The organism is Streptomyces odontomachicola (assembly GCF_039605595.1).
Taxonomy (GTDB): domain Bacteria; phylum Actinomycetota; class Actinomycetes; order Streptomycetales; family Streptomycetaceae; genus Streptomyces.
In genome coordinates this window covers 115,557-130,853 of record NZ_JBCFOK010000013.1, presented here as the reverse complement: position 1 = coordinate 130,853, position 15,297 = coordinate 115,557, and the positions used below count along the sequence as shown (strand labels likewise).

Sequence of the window (15,297 nt, the reverse complement as noted above, 5' to 3'; positions counted from 1 at the left end):
ACTCTGTCCGGAATTCACCCGCGGCGGCAACACTCTGCCGGTGTGAGCAGGGCCACCGGCCTGCCAGAGTCGGCAGCATGACCGACGACTCGCTCCTCGCCCGGCAGCGCTCCGTGCTGCCGTCCTGGCTGGCCACGTACTACGAGCGGCCGATCGAGCTCACCAGCGGCTCGGGGCGCCGGGTCACCGACGCCGACGGCACCTCCTACCTGGACTTCTTCGCCGGGATCCTCACCAACGCCATCGGCTACGACATCGCGGAGATCTCCGACGCGGTGCGCCGCCAGGTGGACACCGGCATCCTGCACACCTCCACGCTCTACCTGATCCGCAAGCAGGTGGAGCTGGCCGAGCGGATCGCGCGGCTGTCCGGCATCCCGGACGCGAAGGTGTTCTTCACCAACTCCGGCACCGAGGCCAACGAGACCGCGCTGCTCCTCGCCACCCAGCAGCGCCGCAGCCACCAGATCCTCGCGCTGCGGAACTCCTACCACGGCCGCGCCTTCGCCACGATGGGCATCACAGGCAACCGCGGCTGGTCGGCCTCGGCCCTCAGCCCGGTCAACGTCAGCTACGTGCACGGCGGTTACCGCTACCGCAGCCCCTTCAAGGGCCTCAGCGACGCCGCGTACATCGACGCCTGCGTCGCCGACCTGCGGGAGATCATCGAGACCACGACCGCGGGGGACGTCGCCGCGATGATCGTGGAGCCGGTGCAGGGCGTCGGCGGCTTCGCGCTGCCGCCGGACGGCCTGTTCGGCGCCTTCAAGGAGGTGCTGGACGAGTACGGGATCCTGCTGATCTCGGATGAGGTGCAGACCGGCTGGGGCCGCACCGGCGAGCACTTCTGGGGCATCGGCGCGCACGGCGTCACCCCCGACGCCATGACCTTCGCGAAGGGCCTCGGCAACGGGCTCGCGATCGGCGGCGTGGTGGCCCGCGGGGACCTGATGGACTGCGTCGGCGCCAACTCCATCTCCACCTTCGGCGGCAACCCGGTCTCCACGGCCGGCGCCACCGCTGCCCTGGACTACCTCCTCGACCACGACCTCCAGGCCAACGCGCAGGCCCGCGGCGCCCGCCTGCTCGCCGGGCTGCGCGCGGCGGGGGAGCGGCACGCCGTCGTCGGCGACGTGCGCGGTAAGGGGCTGATGGCAGCCGTCGAACTGGTCGTCCCCGGCACCACCGAGCCCAGCCCCGCCGCGGCCACCGCCGCGCTGGAGGGCGCCAAGAAGCGCGGCCTCCTGATCGGCAAGGGCGGCCTGTACGGGAACGTGCTGCGCCTCGCCCCGCCCATGACCCTCACCGCAGACGAGACCGAAGAGGCGCTCGGCATCCTGGCCGACGTACTCGCCGACGTGGACAAGGAGTTCAGCGCATGACCGCCCCCGGCACCCCGGCCCGCATCACCCATCACATCGGCGGCAAGCCGTACGACGGCCCCGTACCCGCCCGTACGGGCGAGGTCTACAACCCCGCGACCGGCGCGGTGACCGGCCGCGTCGACCTGGGCGGCGCGTCCGAGGTGGACGCCGCGGTCGCCGCCGCCCGTTCGGCGCTGAGCGACTGGCGGCGCGCCTCGCTCTCCAAGCGCACCAACGTCCTCTTCGCCTTCCGCGAGCTGCTCAACTCCCGCAAGGACGAGCTGACCGAGATCGTCTCGCGCGAGCACGGCAAGGTGCTCTCGGACGCGGCCGGGGAGGTCCAGCGCGGCCTGGAGAACGTCGAGTTCGCCTGCGGCGTCCCGCAGTTGCTCAAGGGCGGCTTCTCCGCCAACGCCTCGACCTCGGTCGACGTGCACTCCATCCAGCAGCCGGTGGGCGTGGTCGGCGTCATCTCCCCGTTCAACTTCCCGGCGATGGTGCCGCTGTGGTTCGTGCCGAACGCGATCGCGTGCGGCAACACGGTCGTGCTCAAGCCCAGCGAGAAGGACCCGTCGGCGGCGAACTTCCTCGCCGAGCTGTGGGCCGAGGCCGGCCTCCCCGACGGCGTCTTCAACGTCGTCCACGGCGACAAGGAGTCCGTCGACGCGCTCCTGGAGCACCGCGACGTGAAGGCGGTGTCCTTCGTCGGCTCGACCCCGATCGCCCGGTACGTGTACGAGACCGGCACCCGCAACGGCAAGCGCGTGCAGGCCCTGGGCGGCGCCAAGAACCACATGGTCGTCCTCCCCGACGCCGACCTCGACCAGGCCGCCGACGCCGCGGTCTCCGCGGGCTTCGGCTCGGCGGGCGAGCGCTGCATGGCGGTCTCCGCGCTGGTCGCCGTCGAGCCCGTGGCGGACGAGCTGGTCGCCAAGATCCGCGAGCGGATGGCCTCGCTCAAGGTGGGTGACGGCTCGCGCCCGGACAGCGAGATGGGTCCGCTGGTGACGGCCGCGCACCGGGGCAAGGTCGCCTCGTACGTGGACGCGGGCGTGGCCTCCGGCGCCGAACTCGCCGTGGACGGCCGCGAGCTGACCGTCGGCGACGGCGGCGAGAACGGCTTCTGGCTGGGCCCGACCCTCTTCGACCGGGTCACCACCGACATGTCGATCTACACCGACGAGATCTTCGGCCCGGTCCTCTCGGTCCTCCGGGTCCCCGACGCGCAGTCCGCGATCGACCTGGTCAACGCCAACCCGTACGGCAACGGCACCGCCGTCTTCACCCGCGACGGCGGCGCGGCCCGCACCTACACCGAGGAGGTCGAGGTCGGCATGGTGGGCGTCAACGTGCCCATCCCGGTCCCGGTCTCGTACTACTCCTTCGGCGGCTGGAAGGACTCCCTCTTCGGCGACACCCACGCCTACGGCCCCGAGGGCATCCACTTCTTCACCAGGACGAAGGCGGTCACGACCCGCTGGCCCCGCTCGGCATCCCCGAGCAGCGTGAACCTGTCCTTCCCGAGCAACAGCTGAGCGCCGATCGACCTTGCTGCCGGTCTGCCCCGCAGCGTCAGGACCGCATGTCCTTGTCGCTGTACCGGGGCAGATCGGCGGTCTCGATCTTCCAGTCCCCGATCTGGACGGGGACGCCGTACGACCGGTGCAGCCGGTTCTCGTACGCGGGCCGCCCGTCCTCGGTGCCGATGACGTCGTACAGGGTCCATGTGCCGTCCCGGGGGTCGACGATCAGATAGACCGGGATGCCCATGGCGGGGTAGACCCGGACCTTCTTCTTGTAGTCGTTCTCCGGGTTGGTGGGGGAGACGATCTCGATGGCCAGCTCGATTTCGCGGGGGTCGAGCGGGTCGTCGGTTTCCATCGCAGCGGGTGGGACGATCAGCAGATCCGGCACGCGCAGCTCCGCCAGGGCGCTGTCCTCGATATCCGTGGCCTCGAATGTCCACAGCCCCTCGGGGAGCTGAGCGTCGAGTTCCCGAGCGATGGCCTTCGCCGTGAGCTGGTGCCGCGGACGCGGGCTCATCATCATCACCAGGTGAGCCCCACTGATCTCCGGCCACGTCATGTGCGGCGGCAGCTCCATGTGCTCACGAAACTCGCGGAGCTGGTGATAGATCGAGTTCTCTGTCATCAGCCGGTCCCCTCGCGTGCGCAGCCCCCGCTGGACTGCCTGGATACCAGCATGCCGTACGCCTCCGACAGCGCGGAGGCGTACGGCGACCGGCAGGAGCGTCAGCTGCCCTGCCGCACCGGAATCGACGTCACGAACGTCTGCTCCGGTGCCGGGTCAGCGAAGAAGTCGTTGCCCTTGTCGTCCATCACGATGAACGCGGGGAAGTCCTCGACCTCGATCTTCCAGACCGCCTCCATGCCGAGCTCCGGGTACTCCAGGACCTCGACCTTCTTGATGCAGTCCTGGGCCAGGCGCGCGGCCGGACCGCCGATGGAGCCGAGGTAGAAGCCGCCGTGCGCGGCGCACGCGTCCACGACCTGCTTGCTGCGGTTGCCCTTCGCGAGCATCACCATGGAGCCGCCCGCTGCCTGGAACTGCTCCACGTACGCGTCCATCCGGCCGGCCGTCGTCGGACCGAAGGAGCCCGAGGCGTAGCCCTCGGGGGTCTTCGCGGGGCCCGCGTAGTAGACCGGGTGGTCCTTGAGGTACTGCGGCATCTCCTCGCCCGCGTCGAGGCGTTCCTTGATCTTCGCGTGCGCGATGTCGCGGGCGACCACCAGCGTTCCCGTGAGCGAGAGCCGGGTCTTGACCGGGTGCTGCGAGAGCTCGGCGAGGATCTCCGGCATGGGGCGGGTGAGGTCGATCTTCACGGCGTCCAGGTCCGCGCCCGCGCCCTCGGTGAGCTGCGAGTCCGTGGTCTCCGGCATGAACCGCGCCGGGTCCTTCTCCAGCTGCTCCAGGAACACGCCCTCGGCCGTGATCTTCGCCTTGGCCTGCCGGTCGGCCGAGCAGGACACCGCGATCGCCACCGGGCAGGACGCGCCGTGCCGCGGCAGCCGCACCACGCGTACGTCGTGGCAGAAGTACTTGCCGCCGAACTGCGCCCCGATCCCGATCTTCTGGGTCAGCTCGAAGACCTGCTGCTCCAGCTCGGTGTCCCGGAAGCCGTGCCCGGACGGGGACCCCTCCTCGGGCAGCTCGTCGAGGTAGTGAGCCGACGCGTACTTCGCCGTCTTGAGCGCGTACTCGGCACTCGTACCGCCGACGACGATCGCCAGGTGGTACGGCGGGCAGGCGGCCGTACCCAGCGAACGGATCTTCTCCTCCAGGAACTTCATCATCGAGCCCTCGTTGAGGACCGCCTTCGTCTCCTGGAAGAGGAAGGACTTGTTCGCGCTGCCGCCGCCCTTCGCCATGAAGAGGAACTTGTACGCGTCGCCGTCCGTCGCGTACAGCTCCACCTGCGCCGGAAGGTTGGTGCCGGTGTTCTTCTCGTCCCACATGGTCAGCGGGGCCATCTGCGAGTAGCGGAGATTGAGCTGCGTGTACGCGTCGTAGATGCCGCGCGACAGGGACTCCTCGTCACCGCCGGCGGTCAGCACGTTCTGCCCGCGCTTGCCCATGACGATCGCGGTACCGGTGTCCTGGCACATGGGCAGCACGCCGGCCGCCGCGATGTTGGCGTTCTTGAGCAGGTCGAGCGCCACGAAGCGGTCGTTCGCGCTCGCCTCGGGGTCGTCCAGGATGCGCCGGAGCTGCTGCAGGTGCTCGGGCCGCAGGTAGTGCGAGATGTCGTGCATGGCCTCGGCAGCCAGCTTCCGCAGCGCCTCGGGCTCGACCTTGAGGAAGGTGCGGCCGTCCGCCTCGAAGGTGCTCACGCCCTCGCTCGTGACGAGGCGGTACGGGGTGGGGTCCTCGCCCACCGGGAGCAGTTCGGTGTAGTCGAACTCCGGGTGGGACGGGCGGCTGCCGGCAGACATGTACGGGTCTCTTCCTCTCGCGTACGGCTCGCGCACTGGCGCATGCCTCACTGTATGACGCGCCGCTCCCGCCGCTTCTGTGAGGTAAGGCTCAGTCGTCCCGTACCGGCCCTTCGCGACCCCTGGTCGCGATCTATCGCGTCTGGGTACGCTGACCGTCGTGACGGAATCACAGGGGGAACACCAGGGAGCGGAGCGCCCGGCCGCTCCGCCGGAGAAGCCTGAGCAACCGGGGCAGCCGCAGCAGCCGGCGAACCTGGAGAAGCGGCGGCCCGAGGCGGCCGCGCCCCGCGCCGAGGTCGCCGAGCGCGCCGCCGACGCTCCCGAGGTCCGCGCCTCCGACGCCGACCGCGACCGCGTCGCGGACATCCTCCGCGAGGCACTGGCCGAGGGCAGGCTCGACGCCGAGGAGCACTCCCAGCGCCTCGACGCGGTGTACGCGGCCAAGACCGTCGGCGAACTCCGCCCGCTGGTCCGCGACTTGCCCGCGCAGCCCGGCCACGAGGCCGACGTGCGCCCGGCCCCGCAGGCGGCGCCCCCGGCCGCGGTGGGCGGGAGCCGCCAGGACAACCTGATCGGGATCTTCGCCGGTTCGGTGCGCAAGGGGCGGTACCGCGTGCCGCCGAGGATCAACGCGGTCGCGGTGTTCGGCGGCGTCGAGATCGACCTCACCGAGGCGGTGTTCGAGCACCAGCAGGTGGTGATCACCGCGGTCGCCGTGTTCGGCGGGGTGGAGATCAAGGTCCCGGAGAACGTCACGCTCCAGCACAAGGGCGCCGGCGTGTTCGGCGGCTTCGACGTGCGGGTCCAGGAGGCGGACGAGCCCGGGGCACCGGTCGTGCTGGTCCAGGGCGCCGCGGTGTTCGGCGGCGTGGAGGCCAAGCCGAAGCGCGGCAAGCGACTGCGCGACCTGCACCGCACGCTCCACCGCAGGGACCGCAAGGAGCTCTGAAGGGGCGGCGGGGAGTTCTGAACGGCCCCGCGGGGAGTTCTGAAGGGGCCGCAGGGAGGGCTGAGCGCCCGGTAAGCGGAGCGCGGGATCCCGGAATGCGGAGTGCGGGAGACCGGGAAGTAACGGCCGCGCGCGCCACGGTATGCATACCGGCGCGCACAGCGGGTAGGGCTCGGTCATCGTCTCCCGTAAGGCGGCACGCTGCGAACTGCCGTACACAGCGAGACGGTTGAACAGGTGAATCACCGTCGTCTCGTAGGAGTGGACCGTGCTGCAACCGCCGCATCAGACCCTGCCGGCCGCCGCTGCCGTCCCCGCGCAGCGCAGGCCACCACGCGGCGAACAGCCCGGTCCCTGGCACTCCGAGGCGGTGTGCCGCCGGGACGAGGCGGGGCTCTTCTTCGCGCCCTCCAAGGAGCCGACGGCCGACCGGCTCTCCCGCGAGCAGGCCGCGAAGCGGGTGTGCGCCCGCTGCCCCGTGATGGCCGAGTGCCGCGAGCACGCACTGGTGATGCCCGAGCCCTACGGGGTGTGGGGCGGGCTCACCGCCGCCGAGCGCAGAGTGGTCTCCGCGCGGCGCAGGCGCAGGGAGGCGGCAGCGGCCACCGAGCTCGCGCCCCGTACGGAATCCCGCATCGCCTGAGCCGTACGGACTGAGACGCGCCGTCCGAGTCGTACGGCCTGAAGACGCACCGCCGAGGCGTCCCGGTGCGGGACGCCTCCGGTGCCGGGGACCCGGCCCGCCCGTGCCTGCCGGGTCCTCGGCATCGGCCGCAGGTCAGACGGCCTTCAGACCGGTCGACCTTCAGACCGGTCGGCCTTCAGACCGGTCGGCCTTCAGGCCGGCCGGCCTTCGGGTCAGTTGGCCTTGTCGAAGTCGATCGCGCTGTAGGCCCGCAGCTTGGACAGCTTGTGGGTCGACTCGATCTTGCGGATGGTGCCCGACCTGGAGCGCATCACCAGGGACTCGGTGTAGGCGCGCTCACCGCGGTAGTGCACGCCGCGCAGCAGGTCGCCGTCGGTGATGCCGGTCGCGACGAAGAAGACGTTCTCGCCGCCCACCAGGTCGTCGGTCTGCAGCACCCGGTCCAGGTCGTGCCCGGCGTCCAGGGCCTGCTGCCGCTCCTCCTCGTCCTTCGGCCACAGCTTCCCCTGGATCGTGCCGCCGAGGCACTTTATGGCGCAGGCGGTGATGATGCCCTCGGGGGTGCCGCCGATGCCGAGCAGCATGTCCACGCCGGTGCCCTCGCGCACCGCCATGATCGCGCCCGCGACGTCGCCGTCCGCGATGAACTTGATGCGGGCGCCCGCCTCGCGCAGCTCCTTCACGATGCCCTCGTGCCGCGGCCGGTCCAGCACCACCACGGTCACGTCCTCGGGCGCGCACCCCTTGGCCTTGGCGATGCGCCGCACGTTCACGGCCGGCGGCGCGGTGATGTCCACGAACTCCGCGGCCTCGGGACCGGTGACCAGCTTCTCCATGTAGAAGACGGCGCTCGGGTCGAACATCGCCCCGCGCTCGGCGACCGCCAGCACCGAGACCGCGTTGGACATGCCCTTCGCGGTCAGCGTGGTGCCGTCGATCGGGTCCACGGCCACGTCGCACTCCGCGCCGCCGCCGTCGCCGACCCGCTCGCCGTTGTAGAGCATCGGCGCCTCGTCCTTCTCGCCTTCGCCGATGACGACCACGCCGTTCATGTCGACGGTCGAGACGAGCGTGCGCATCGCCTTCACGGCGGCGCCGTCCGCGCCGTTCTTGTCGCCGCGCCCCACCCAGCGCCCGGAGGCCAGCGCCCCGGCCTCGGTGACGCGGACCAATTCGAGGGCCAGGTTGCGGTCCGGTGCCTGGGGGGCGACCTCGATCGGGGAGTGGTGTTGTTCGGGCATCGGGGAACCTTTCTGCTGGCTCGGCTGTGTGCTCGGTGGCGGCCGGGCTACTCAGGGTGCTTCGAACTCTACCCAGCCTTCGCAATACTGAGCAGACCGCCCCACGGATGAGCGCCGCCGTCCGGCCCCCTCGCGCCAACTGCGCACCGCCGTACGGGGGTTGTGCCCGGCGCGCACCCGCGGGCGGTGTGGCCCAGGTCATGAGGGACGATGGTCGGGTGGCAGCAGACAAGCAGCGCGGCAGGCAGACGGTGCGGGACATGGTGCTCTCGCTGGTGGTGATTCTCCTGGCCGCCTGGGTGATCTACCTCTTCGTGCCGCACGAGGAGAGCAAGAAGCCCGTGGTGAAGCAGGTCTCCTACCGCGTGGAGCTGGACTCGGCCCGCCGCGCGGCCCCGTATCCGGTCGCGGCCCCCGAGGGGCTGGGCAAGGACTGGCGCGCCACCTCGGTGAAGTACGAGCCCGACGGCGAGCACCAGGCCGCCTGGCACTTGGGCTTCATGGCGCCGGACGACCAGTACGCGGCGGTGGAGCAGAGCAGTGTGAAGCGCCCGGACAAGTTCGTCGAGGACGTCACGCAGAACGCCGCGAAGACCTCGCGCACGAAGGTCATCGGGGACAAGGAGTGGACCCTCTGGAAGGGTTCCAAGTACAACGCGCTGGTCCGCGAGGAGCCCAAGGGCGAGGGGACCGGGAGCGGCAAGAGCAGCGGCAAGGGCGGCGGCAAGGACGGCAAGCACAAGGGGCCGTACACCACCGTGGTCACCGGCACCGCCTCGTACGACCGGCTCGCGCAGCTCGCCGGGGCGCTCACCGGGGACGGCGGGCGGAGCGAGGCGGAGCGCGGCACGCAGCAGGCGCCCGCGGGCGGGCCCGCCTCCACCGGCTAGGGCGGCCGACCAGCACGTACGACCGCTCGGCACGTACCACGTACGACCGCTCGGCACGTACGACGAGAGCCGCGCACCCCGGGGTGCGCGGCTCTTTCGCGTACTCGGTCGTGACGGGTTCCGTCTCAGACCGTGGTGACGGCGTCGTCGAAGGACAGCCGGGGGGCGCGGGGGCGGAAGGCGTCCTCGCCGGGCTTGCCTATGTTGACCACCATGAAGGCGCGCTGCTTGCCGTCCTCGAAGAACTCGGCGTTGATGCCGTCGAAGTCGAAGCCGGTCATCGGGCCCGCGGCGAGCCCGGCGGCGCGGACGCCGACGATGAAGTAGCCGGCCTGGAGCGTGGCGTTCTGGGCGCCGGCGGCCTCACGCGCGGGGAGCTCCGCGAAGAAGGTGTCCTTGATGCCGGGGGCGGCCGGGAACAGCTCGGGCAGCCGCTCGTGGAAGTCCACGTCGAAGGAGAGCACCGCGGTCAGCGGGGCGCTGAGGGTCTTGTCGGCGTTGGAGCCCGCGGCGTGCTTGACCAGCCGCTTCCTGGCGTCCTCCGAGCGGACCAGGGTCACCCGCAGCGGCGACTGGTTGAAGGCGGTGGGGCCGAACTTCACCAGGTCGTAGACGGCCTGCATCTGCTCGTCCGTCACCGGCTCGTCGGTGAAGGTGTTGGCGGTCTGGGCCTGGCGGAACAGCAGATCCTGGGCGGCGGAGTCGAGAGCGAGAGCCATACGGGGAAGCCTTGCCTTGTTCGCGGGTTCACAGGGACACGGCCATCGTAAACCCGCCTTACTTAAGCGTTCAACCAAAGATGATCTGTCGACGATGTCTCATTCATCACGTTCGGCCGCGGCGCGTGGCCCCCGAATTCGCGGAGGTCCCGGCGTCCTCGGCGCCGGCGTCCTCCTCGTCGTCATCGACGTAGTCCTCGTCGTCCTCGGAGTCGTCGACCTCGTCCGCGTCCGGGTCGGGGTCCTCGAAGTCGTCCTCCTCCGGCGCCTCTTCCTCGTCGTCCTCCTCGGACTCCAGCACCGCGTCGAGCCGCGCCCTGGCGCCCTCCAGCCACTCGCGGCACACCCGGGAGAGCTCCTCGCCGCGCTCCCACAGCTCCAGCGACTCCTCCAGGGTCGAGCCGCCCTGCTCCAGGCGCTGCACGACCTGGACCAGCTCGCCCCTGGCCTGCTCATAGCTGAGCGAGGACGTCACGCCCTCCGCCGCGGCGCCCTTGCCCGCCGTGCCCTTGCCGCCGCGCGCGCTCGCGGCGCTCTCCGTCTTCGCCTCGGACGTCATGCGCACCAGCCTAAGCGGGAGGTGTGACAGTCACGCCGAACTCGCCCTCGGCGACCCTGGCCTGCAGCTTGTCGCCCTCGGCTACCTCCTCGGCGTCCCTGATCACCGTGCCGTCCTCGCGGCGCAGCACCGCATAGCCGCGGCGCAGCGTGGCCGCGGGGGAGAGGGCCACTATGCGGGCGTGGGTGTGCCGCAGCTCGTCCTCGGCGCGGTCGAGCCGGTGGCCCAGGGTGCGGCGGGCGCGCTGGACCAGGAAGTCCACGTCCTCCTCGCGGTCGGTCACCACCGCGTACGGATCGGCGAGGGCCGGGCGGCTGCGCATCTGCTCCAGGCCGCGCTCCTCGCGGTCCAGGAAGCCGCTGATCACGCGCCAGGAGCGATAGCGCAGCTCGCGGATGCGCTCGTGCTCCTCGCCGACGTCCGGGACGGTGTCCTTGGCCGCGTGCGTGGGCGTGCGCGAGCGCTTGTCGGCGACCAGGTCGAGCAGCGGCGCGTCCGCCTCGTGCCCGATCGCGGAGACCACCGGGGTGCGGCAGGCCGCGACCGTGCGCACCAACTGCTCGTCGGAGAACGGCAGCAGGTCCTCCATGCTGCCGCCGCCCCGGGTCACGATGATCACGTCGACGCCCGGGTCGGCGTCCAGCTCCCGCACGGCCTCGATCACCTGGGGTACGGCGTTGACGCCCTGGACCGCGGTGTTGCGCACCTCGAAGCGGACGGCGGGCCAGCGCTCGCGCGCGGTGTGCAGCACGTCCCGCTCGGCGTCCGAGGCGCGGCCGGTGACCAGCCCGATGCGTCCTGGCAGGAAGGGCAGCGGCCGCTTGCGATGGGCGTCGAAGAGGCCCTCGGCCGTCAGCTTCTTCTTCAACTGCTCCAGGCGCGCGAGCAGTTCGCCGATGCCGACAGGGCGGATGTCGGCGGCGCGCAGGGACAGCGAGCCGTTCCGCTCGAACCACACCGGCTTGGCGTGCACCACGACCCGCGAGCCCTCGCCGATGACGTCCTTGACCCGGTCGAAGACCTGCCGGAAGCAGGTCACCGTGACCGACACGTCCCGCGAGGGGTCGCGCAGCGTGAGGAACGCCACGCCCGCGCCCGGCCGCGGCGAGAGCTGGATGATCTGCCCCTCGACCCACACCGCGCCGAGCCGGTCGATCCAGCCGCCGATCAGCCGGGAGACCTCGCTGACCGGGATCGGTGCCTCGGCCGTCGTCTGCAATGCCATACGGAGAGGCTAGTCGCCGCCACTGACACCGCGGTGGCTCCCGCCGGAGTCCCCGCCGGGCCCCGTACCGCTCGTGCGATCGGAGCCGGAGCCGGAGCCGGAGCCGGACCGGGGCTCGGGGCCGGAGCCGAGCCCGGAGTCCGCCGCCCCGTCGTCCCGCCCGCGCAGCCGCAGCGCGAGCAGCGCCAGCAGGCCCGCCGCCAGCCACACGACGCCCACGATGTGCGCCTCGCGGTGCGCGGTCACGATCACCGCGATGGTGATGGCGAGCCCGACGAGCGGCACGGCCCAGTTCCCGAACACCCCGCCGGAACCACCGGATCCGCCCGCGCCCCCGGACCCGCCGTCCACCGCCGTACGCCTCCGCACCCCGTAATAGCCGATCACCGACAGGTGCAGCAGCGCGAAGGCCGTCAGGGCGCCGATGTCCACCACGGACACCAGCCGGTCGAGCCCCGAGTCCGCGCGGGCCGCCCACACCGCCGCGCACATCGTGATCACCGCGGAGAGCAGCACGGTGCGCCGGGGCACGCCGCTGGGCCCGTTCACCTTCGCCAGCGCGCCGGGGAGGCGCCGGTCCCTGGCCATCGCGTACAGCAGCCGGCCGGCAGCGGCCTGCCCTGCCAGCGCGGCGAACGCGGCGCCGATCGCCTTGCTCACCGCGACCACCGTCTGCAGCCAGCCGCCGACCGACGCCTGCACCGCCGTGTAGAACGCGTCACCCTGCGAGCCCGGGTCCGCCGCCAGGTCGGCCGAGGAGAGCTGGGAGAGCAGGGCGGCGAGGTAGGTCTGCGCGATGAACAGCACGCCGGCCAGTACGAGGCAGCCCAGCAGCGCCTTCGCCACCAGCGAGGATCCGCCCTCGCGGCCGCCCACCGCCTCCTCGGCGAAGTTCGCGATCGCGTCGAAGCCGAGGAAGGAGAGCACCGCGACCGACACCGCGCCCATCACCGCCGCGAGCCCGAACCCGCTCCCGTCCCCGGTCAGCGGCGACAGCCAGTCGCGCTCGGCCCCGTGCCGCGCGAGCACCACCAGTGCGGCCGCCACGAAGACCAGCAGCACCACGATCTCCATCACCAGCACCGCGAAGCCCACGACGGCCGCCCTGCGCACCCCGGAGAGGTTCAGCGCGGTGGTCACCACGACCGCGACCGCCGTCCAGATCCACTGGTCCACCGAGGGCACGAGCTGGTTCATCGCGATGCCGGAGAAGAGGTAGCCCACGGCCGGGATGAGCAGGTAGTCGAGCATCGCCATCCACCCCGCGACGAAGCCCGCACCCCTGCCGAGCCCGGCCCCCGCGTACGCGTACACCGAACCGGCCTGCGGTACGGCCCGCACCATCCGGATGTAGGAGTACGCAGTGAAGCCCATGGCCACCGTCGCGATCAGGTACACCAGAGGGACGGCCCCGCCGCTCTGCGCGTCCAGCGCCCCGAACACCCCCACCGGCGCCATCGGGGCGATGAACAGCAGCCCGTAGACGACCAGATCGCGCAGCCCGAGGGAGCGACGCAGTCCGTCGTATCCGGAGCGTTCCGGTTGTTCCGTTTTCGCGGGTGTTCCGGACCAGGCAGCAGACATGACAACAGCTTGACGCATCGGGATCACCGGCCGGAGTACGCCACTCGCGCCCGTACGATGGACGCATGTCTGCAACGCCCGACCCGGCCAAGGGGACCGACGCTTCCGACGGCCGCCGCGTCCTGCTCGCCGCTCCTCGCGGGTACTGCGCGGGTGTCGACCGCGCGGTCATCGCGGTCGAGAAGGCCCTGGAGCAGTACGGCGCTCCGATCTACGTACGCCACGAGATCGTGCACAACAAATACGTGGTGAAGACCCTGGAGAAGAAGGGCGCCATCTTCGTCGAGGAGACCGAGGAGGTCCCCGAGGGCGAGATCGTCATCTTCTCCGCACACGGAGTCGCGCCGGAGGTCCACAACGAGGCCGAGCGCGGCAAGCTCGCCACCATCGACGCCACCTGCCCGCTGGTCACCAAGGTCCACAAGGAGGCCCAGCGGTACGCCAAGGAGGACTACGACATCCTCCTGATCGGTCACGAGGGCCACGAGGAGGTCATCGGCACCTCCGGCGAGGCCCCCGAGCACATCACCCTGGTCGACGGCCCGGATGACGTGCAGAACATCGAGGTCCGGGACCCGGAGAAGGTCGTCTGGCTCTCCCAGACCACGCTGTCCGTCGACGAGACCATGGAGACCGTCGACGCCATCCAGGGCAAGTACCCCAACCTCCTCTCCCCGCCCAGCGACGACATCTGCTACGCCACGCAGAATCGGCAGACCGCCATCAAGGAGGTCGCCAAGAACTCCGACCTGGTGCTGGTCGTCGGCTCCAAGAACTCCTCCAACTCCGTGCGCCTGGTGGAGACCGCGCTCCAGCACGGCGCGAAGGCCGGCCATCTGGTCGACGGCGCCGAGGAGATCGACGAGTCCTGGCTGGAGGGCGTGACCACGGTCGGACTCTCCTCCGGCGCCTCGGTCCCCGACGTGCTGGTCGAGGGCGTGCTGGACTGGCTGGACGAGCGCGGCTTCGGCCACGTCGACATCGTGCAGCCGGTGGAGGAGCACATGCAGTTCTCCCTCCCCAAGGAGCTGCGCCGTGACCTGCGCTCCGAGGCGGCCGGGAAGACGGCGGCCCAGGAGACGGCGGACTCCGGCTCCGGGAGCTGATCCGGCTCCCGCCGCATCCTCCGTACGAACGCGCCGGTGCCCCCTCCCCTTCGCGGGGCGGGGGCACCGTCGTGTGCGGGGGCCTCGGCCGCCGTACGGCGTCGGTCTGCTTCGGTCCGGGGCGGTCCGCTCAGCGGCGGCGCTGTGTCATGTACACGATCCGGCGTACGAGGGCGATCAGGACCGCGAGCAGCGTCGCGGCGTAGAGCCAGGGCGCCTCCAGCGACAGCGTCGAGAAGAAGCCCATCAGCGAGTGGTCGCTGATGCAGAAGATCCCCGCGGCGAAGGCGATCGGCACCGCGACGGGCCCCACGACCAGGTCGGCCTGGCGCACCCAGCCCGCGCAGGCCGCGCCCGCGAGCAGGAAGAAGAAGCCGTACACCCCGGGCGAACCGCTCAGCAGCAGCGTGTCCAGCACGCCCAGCACCACGGCGGCCAGCGTCGTCAGCAGTCCGGCGCCCAGGCCGGTCAGCCGCGGGCGCGGCACCCGTGCCCGCAGCTCGGCGAGCGAGGAGAAGGCCCCGGCCGCGCCCTCGTCACGCCCGTCGGCCATGCGTCGCTCGTCCCGTTCGCCCCGGTGCACGGGGCCGCTCTCCCTGCGCGGCGGGCGCTCCCCGCCCGCGCCGCGCGCCGGGCGCGGCAGCGGTGCCGGGCCCGCCTGCCCCCGTCGCTCCTGCTGTCCCCGACGGCCCGCCGCGCTGCCGCTCACTCGCGCATCCCGCTGCTCCACCGCTCCAAAGTAGGCCGCGCAAGGGGCCCGGCCCCACCATCGCCACACCTTGTGATGAAGTTCAGTTTTCCGGACGGTCGGTTACGCGGCGGTGGCGGGGGGTGTACGGGGTGCTCGCCGGTGGGTCGCGGGGGTCGGCTCCGGGCCCGTACCTGCCCCTCGTTCTGTCCCCGTACCTGCCCTCGTTCCGTCCCGTCGTCGTCCCGTCGCGGGCTGTCCGACGGGCTCGGTGAGCGAGCCCGTAGACTGATGGATCGGCCCGGGAGCCCGTGCGTACGCGCCGCCCGGCACCCGCCACAGCAGTCCAGGAATCACGCCCAGATTCACG

Annotated in this window: 14 protein-coding genes; 6 read left to right on the top strand and 8 right to left on the bottom strand. The window is 71.4% G+C overall.

From position 1 onward, the window contains the following. The first annotated feature begins 77 nt into the window (after positions 1 to 77). Positions 78 to 1,382 carry an aspartate aminotransferase family protein gene (locus tag ABEE00_RS23535; protein ID WP_345747615.1) on the top strand — a complete coding sequence of 435 codons (1,305 nt, stop codon included), beginning with the start codon at positions 78 to 80 and terminating at the stop codon, positions 1,380 to 1,382. Next, entirely contained in the window at positions 1,379 to 2,899 is a 1,521-nt protein-coding gene (locus tag ABEE00_RS23530; protein WP_345747614.1) for a CoA-acylating methylmalonate-semialdehyde dehydrogenase, read from the top strand. The genes ABEE00_RS23535 and ABEE00_RS23530 overlap by 4 nt, the downstream gene beginning before the upstream one ends. Before the next feature lie 37 nt (positions 2,900 to 2,936). Here ABEE00_RS23530 and ABEE00_RS23525 read toward each other — a convergent pair whose 3' ends face one another. Both ABEE00_RS23525 and ABEE00_RS23520 read right to left on the bottom strand, forming a co-directional pair. Then, on the bottom strand, positions 2,937 to 3,515 hold the full coding sequence (locus ABEE00_RS23525; protein ID WP_345747613.1) for a Uma2 family endonuclease: 579 nt from the start codon (positions 3,513 to 3,515) through the stop codon (positions 2,937 to 2,939). Between the two features lie 101 nt (positions 3,516 to 3,616). Then, entirely contained in the window at positions 3,617 to 5,317 is a 1,701-nt protein-coding gene (locus tag ABEE00_RS23520; RefSeq protein ID WP_345747612.1) for a fumarate hydratase, read from the bottom strand. Between the two features lie 256 nt (positions 5,318 to 5,573). On the opposite strand from ABEE00_RS23520, the gene ABEE00_RS23515 reads away from it, so the two are divergent. Together ABEE00_RS23515 and ABEE00_RS23510 are read left to right on the top strand one after the other, a co-directional pair. Continuing rightward, complete coding sequence (locus ABEE00_RS23515; protein WP_345747723.1) at positions 5,574 to 6,269, top strand: DUF1707 SHOCT-like domain-containing protein; 696 nt, start codon at positions 5,574 to 5,576, stop codon at positions 6,267 to 6,269. A gap of 268 nt (positions 6,270 to 6,537) precedes the next feature. Next, positions 6,538 to 6,912, top strand: coding sequence for a WhiB family transcriptional regulator (locus ABEE00_RS23510; RefSeq protein WP_345747611.1), 375 nt, complete (start codon positions 6,538 to 6,540; stop codon positions 6,910 to 6,912). Positions 6,913 to 7,127: 215 nt separating this feature from the next. Here the strand turns inward: ABEE00_RS23510 and glpX are convergent, their stop codons facing one another. Beyond that, positions 7,128 to 8,156: a class II fructose-bisphosphatase gene (gene glpX / locus ABEE00_RS23505; RefSeq protein WP_345747610.1), complete on the bottom strand. Its 1,029-nt coding sequence runs from the start codon at positions 8,154 to 8,156 to the stop codon at positions 7,128 to 7,130. Between the two features lie 200 nt (positions 8,157 to 8,356). On the opposite strand from glpX, the gene ABEE00_RS23500 reads away from it, so the two are divergent. Then, the gene (locus tag ABEE00_RS23500) at positions 8,357 to 9,046 is read left to right on the top strand and encodes a DUF4245 domain-containing protein (protein ID WP_345747609.1); all 690 of its coding nucleotides are present in this window, start codon (positions 8,357 to 8,359) and stop codon (positions 9,044 to 9,046) included. Between the two features lie 125 nt (positions 9,047 to 9,171). Here the strand turns inward: ABEE00_RS23500 and ABEE00_RS23495 are convergent, their stop codons facing one another. The 4 genes from ABEE00_RS23495 to ABEE00_RS23480 form a co-directional block, all read right to left on the bottom strand. Beyond that, entirely contained in the window at positions 9,172 to 9,765 is a 594-nt protein-coding gene (locus ABEE00_RS23495) for a malonic semialdehyde reductase (protein WP_345747608.1), read from the bottom strand. 106 nt (positions 9,766 to 9,871) lie between these two features. Continuing rightward, a complete protein-coding gene (locus tag ABEE00_RS35865; protein WP_451918653.1) occupies positions 9,872 to 10,324 on the bottom strand; it encodes an exodeoxyribonuclease VII small subunit in 453 nt (150 codons plus the stop codon). A gap of 10 nt (positions 10,325 to 10,334) precedes the next feature. Beyond that, entirely contained in the window at positions 10,335 to 11,549 is a 1,215-nt protein-coding gene (gene xseA / locus ABEE00_RS23485) for an exodeoxyribonuclease VII large subunit (protein ID WP_345747607.1), read from the bottom strand. 9 nt (positions 11,550 to 11,558) lie between these two features. Further along, positions 11,559 to 13,133, bottom strand: coding sequence for an APC family permease (locus ABEE00_RS23480; protein ID WP_345747606.1), 1,575 nt, complete (start codon positions 13,131 to 13,133; stop codon positions 11,559 to 11,561). A 65-nt stretch (positions 13,134 to 13,198) separates the two neighbouring features. Here ABEE00_RS23480 and ABEE00_RS23475 point away from each other — a divergent pair, with 65 nt between their 5' ends. Beyond that, positions 13,199 to 14,239: a 4-hydroxy-3-methylbut-2-enyl diphosphate reductase gene (locus ABEE00_RS23475; protein WP_345747605.1), complete on the top strand. Its 1,041-nt coding sequence runs from the start codon at positions 13,199 to 13,201 to the stop codon at positions 14,237 to 14,239. Between the two features lie 130 nt (positions 14,240 to 14,369). On the opposite strand, the gene ABEE00_RS23470 is transcribed toward ABEE00_RS23475, so the two are convergent. Next, positions 14,370 to 14,969, bottom strand: coding sequence for a DUF6542 domain-containing protein (locus tag ABEE00_RS23470; RefSeq protein ID WP_345747604.1), 600 nt, complete (start codon positions 14,967 to 14,969; stop codon positions 14,370 to 14,372). Positions 14,970 to 15,297 lie beyond the last annotated feature (328 nt).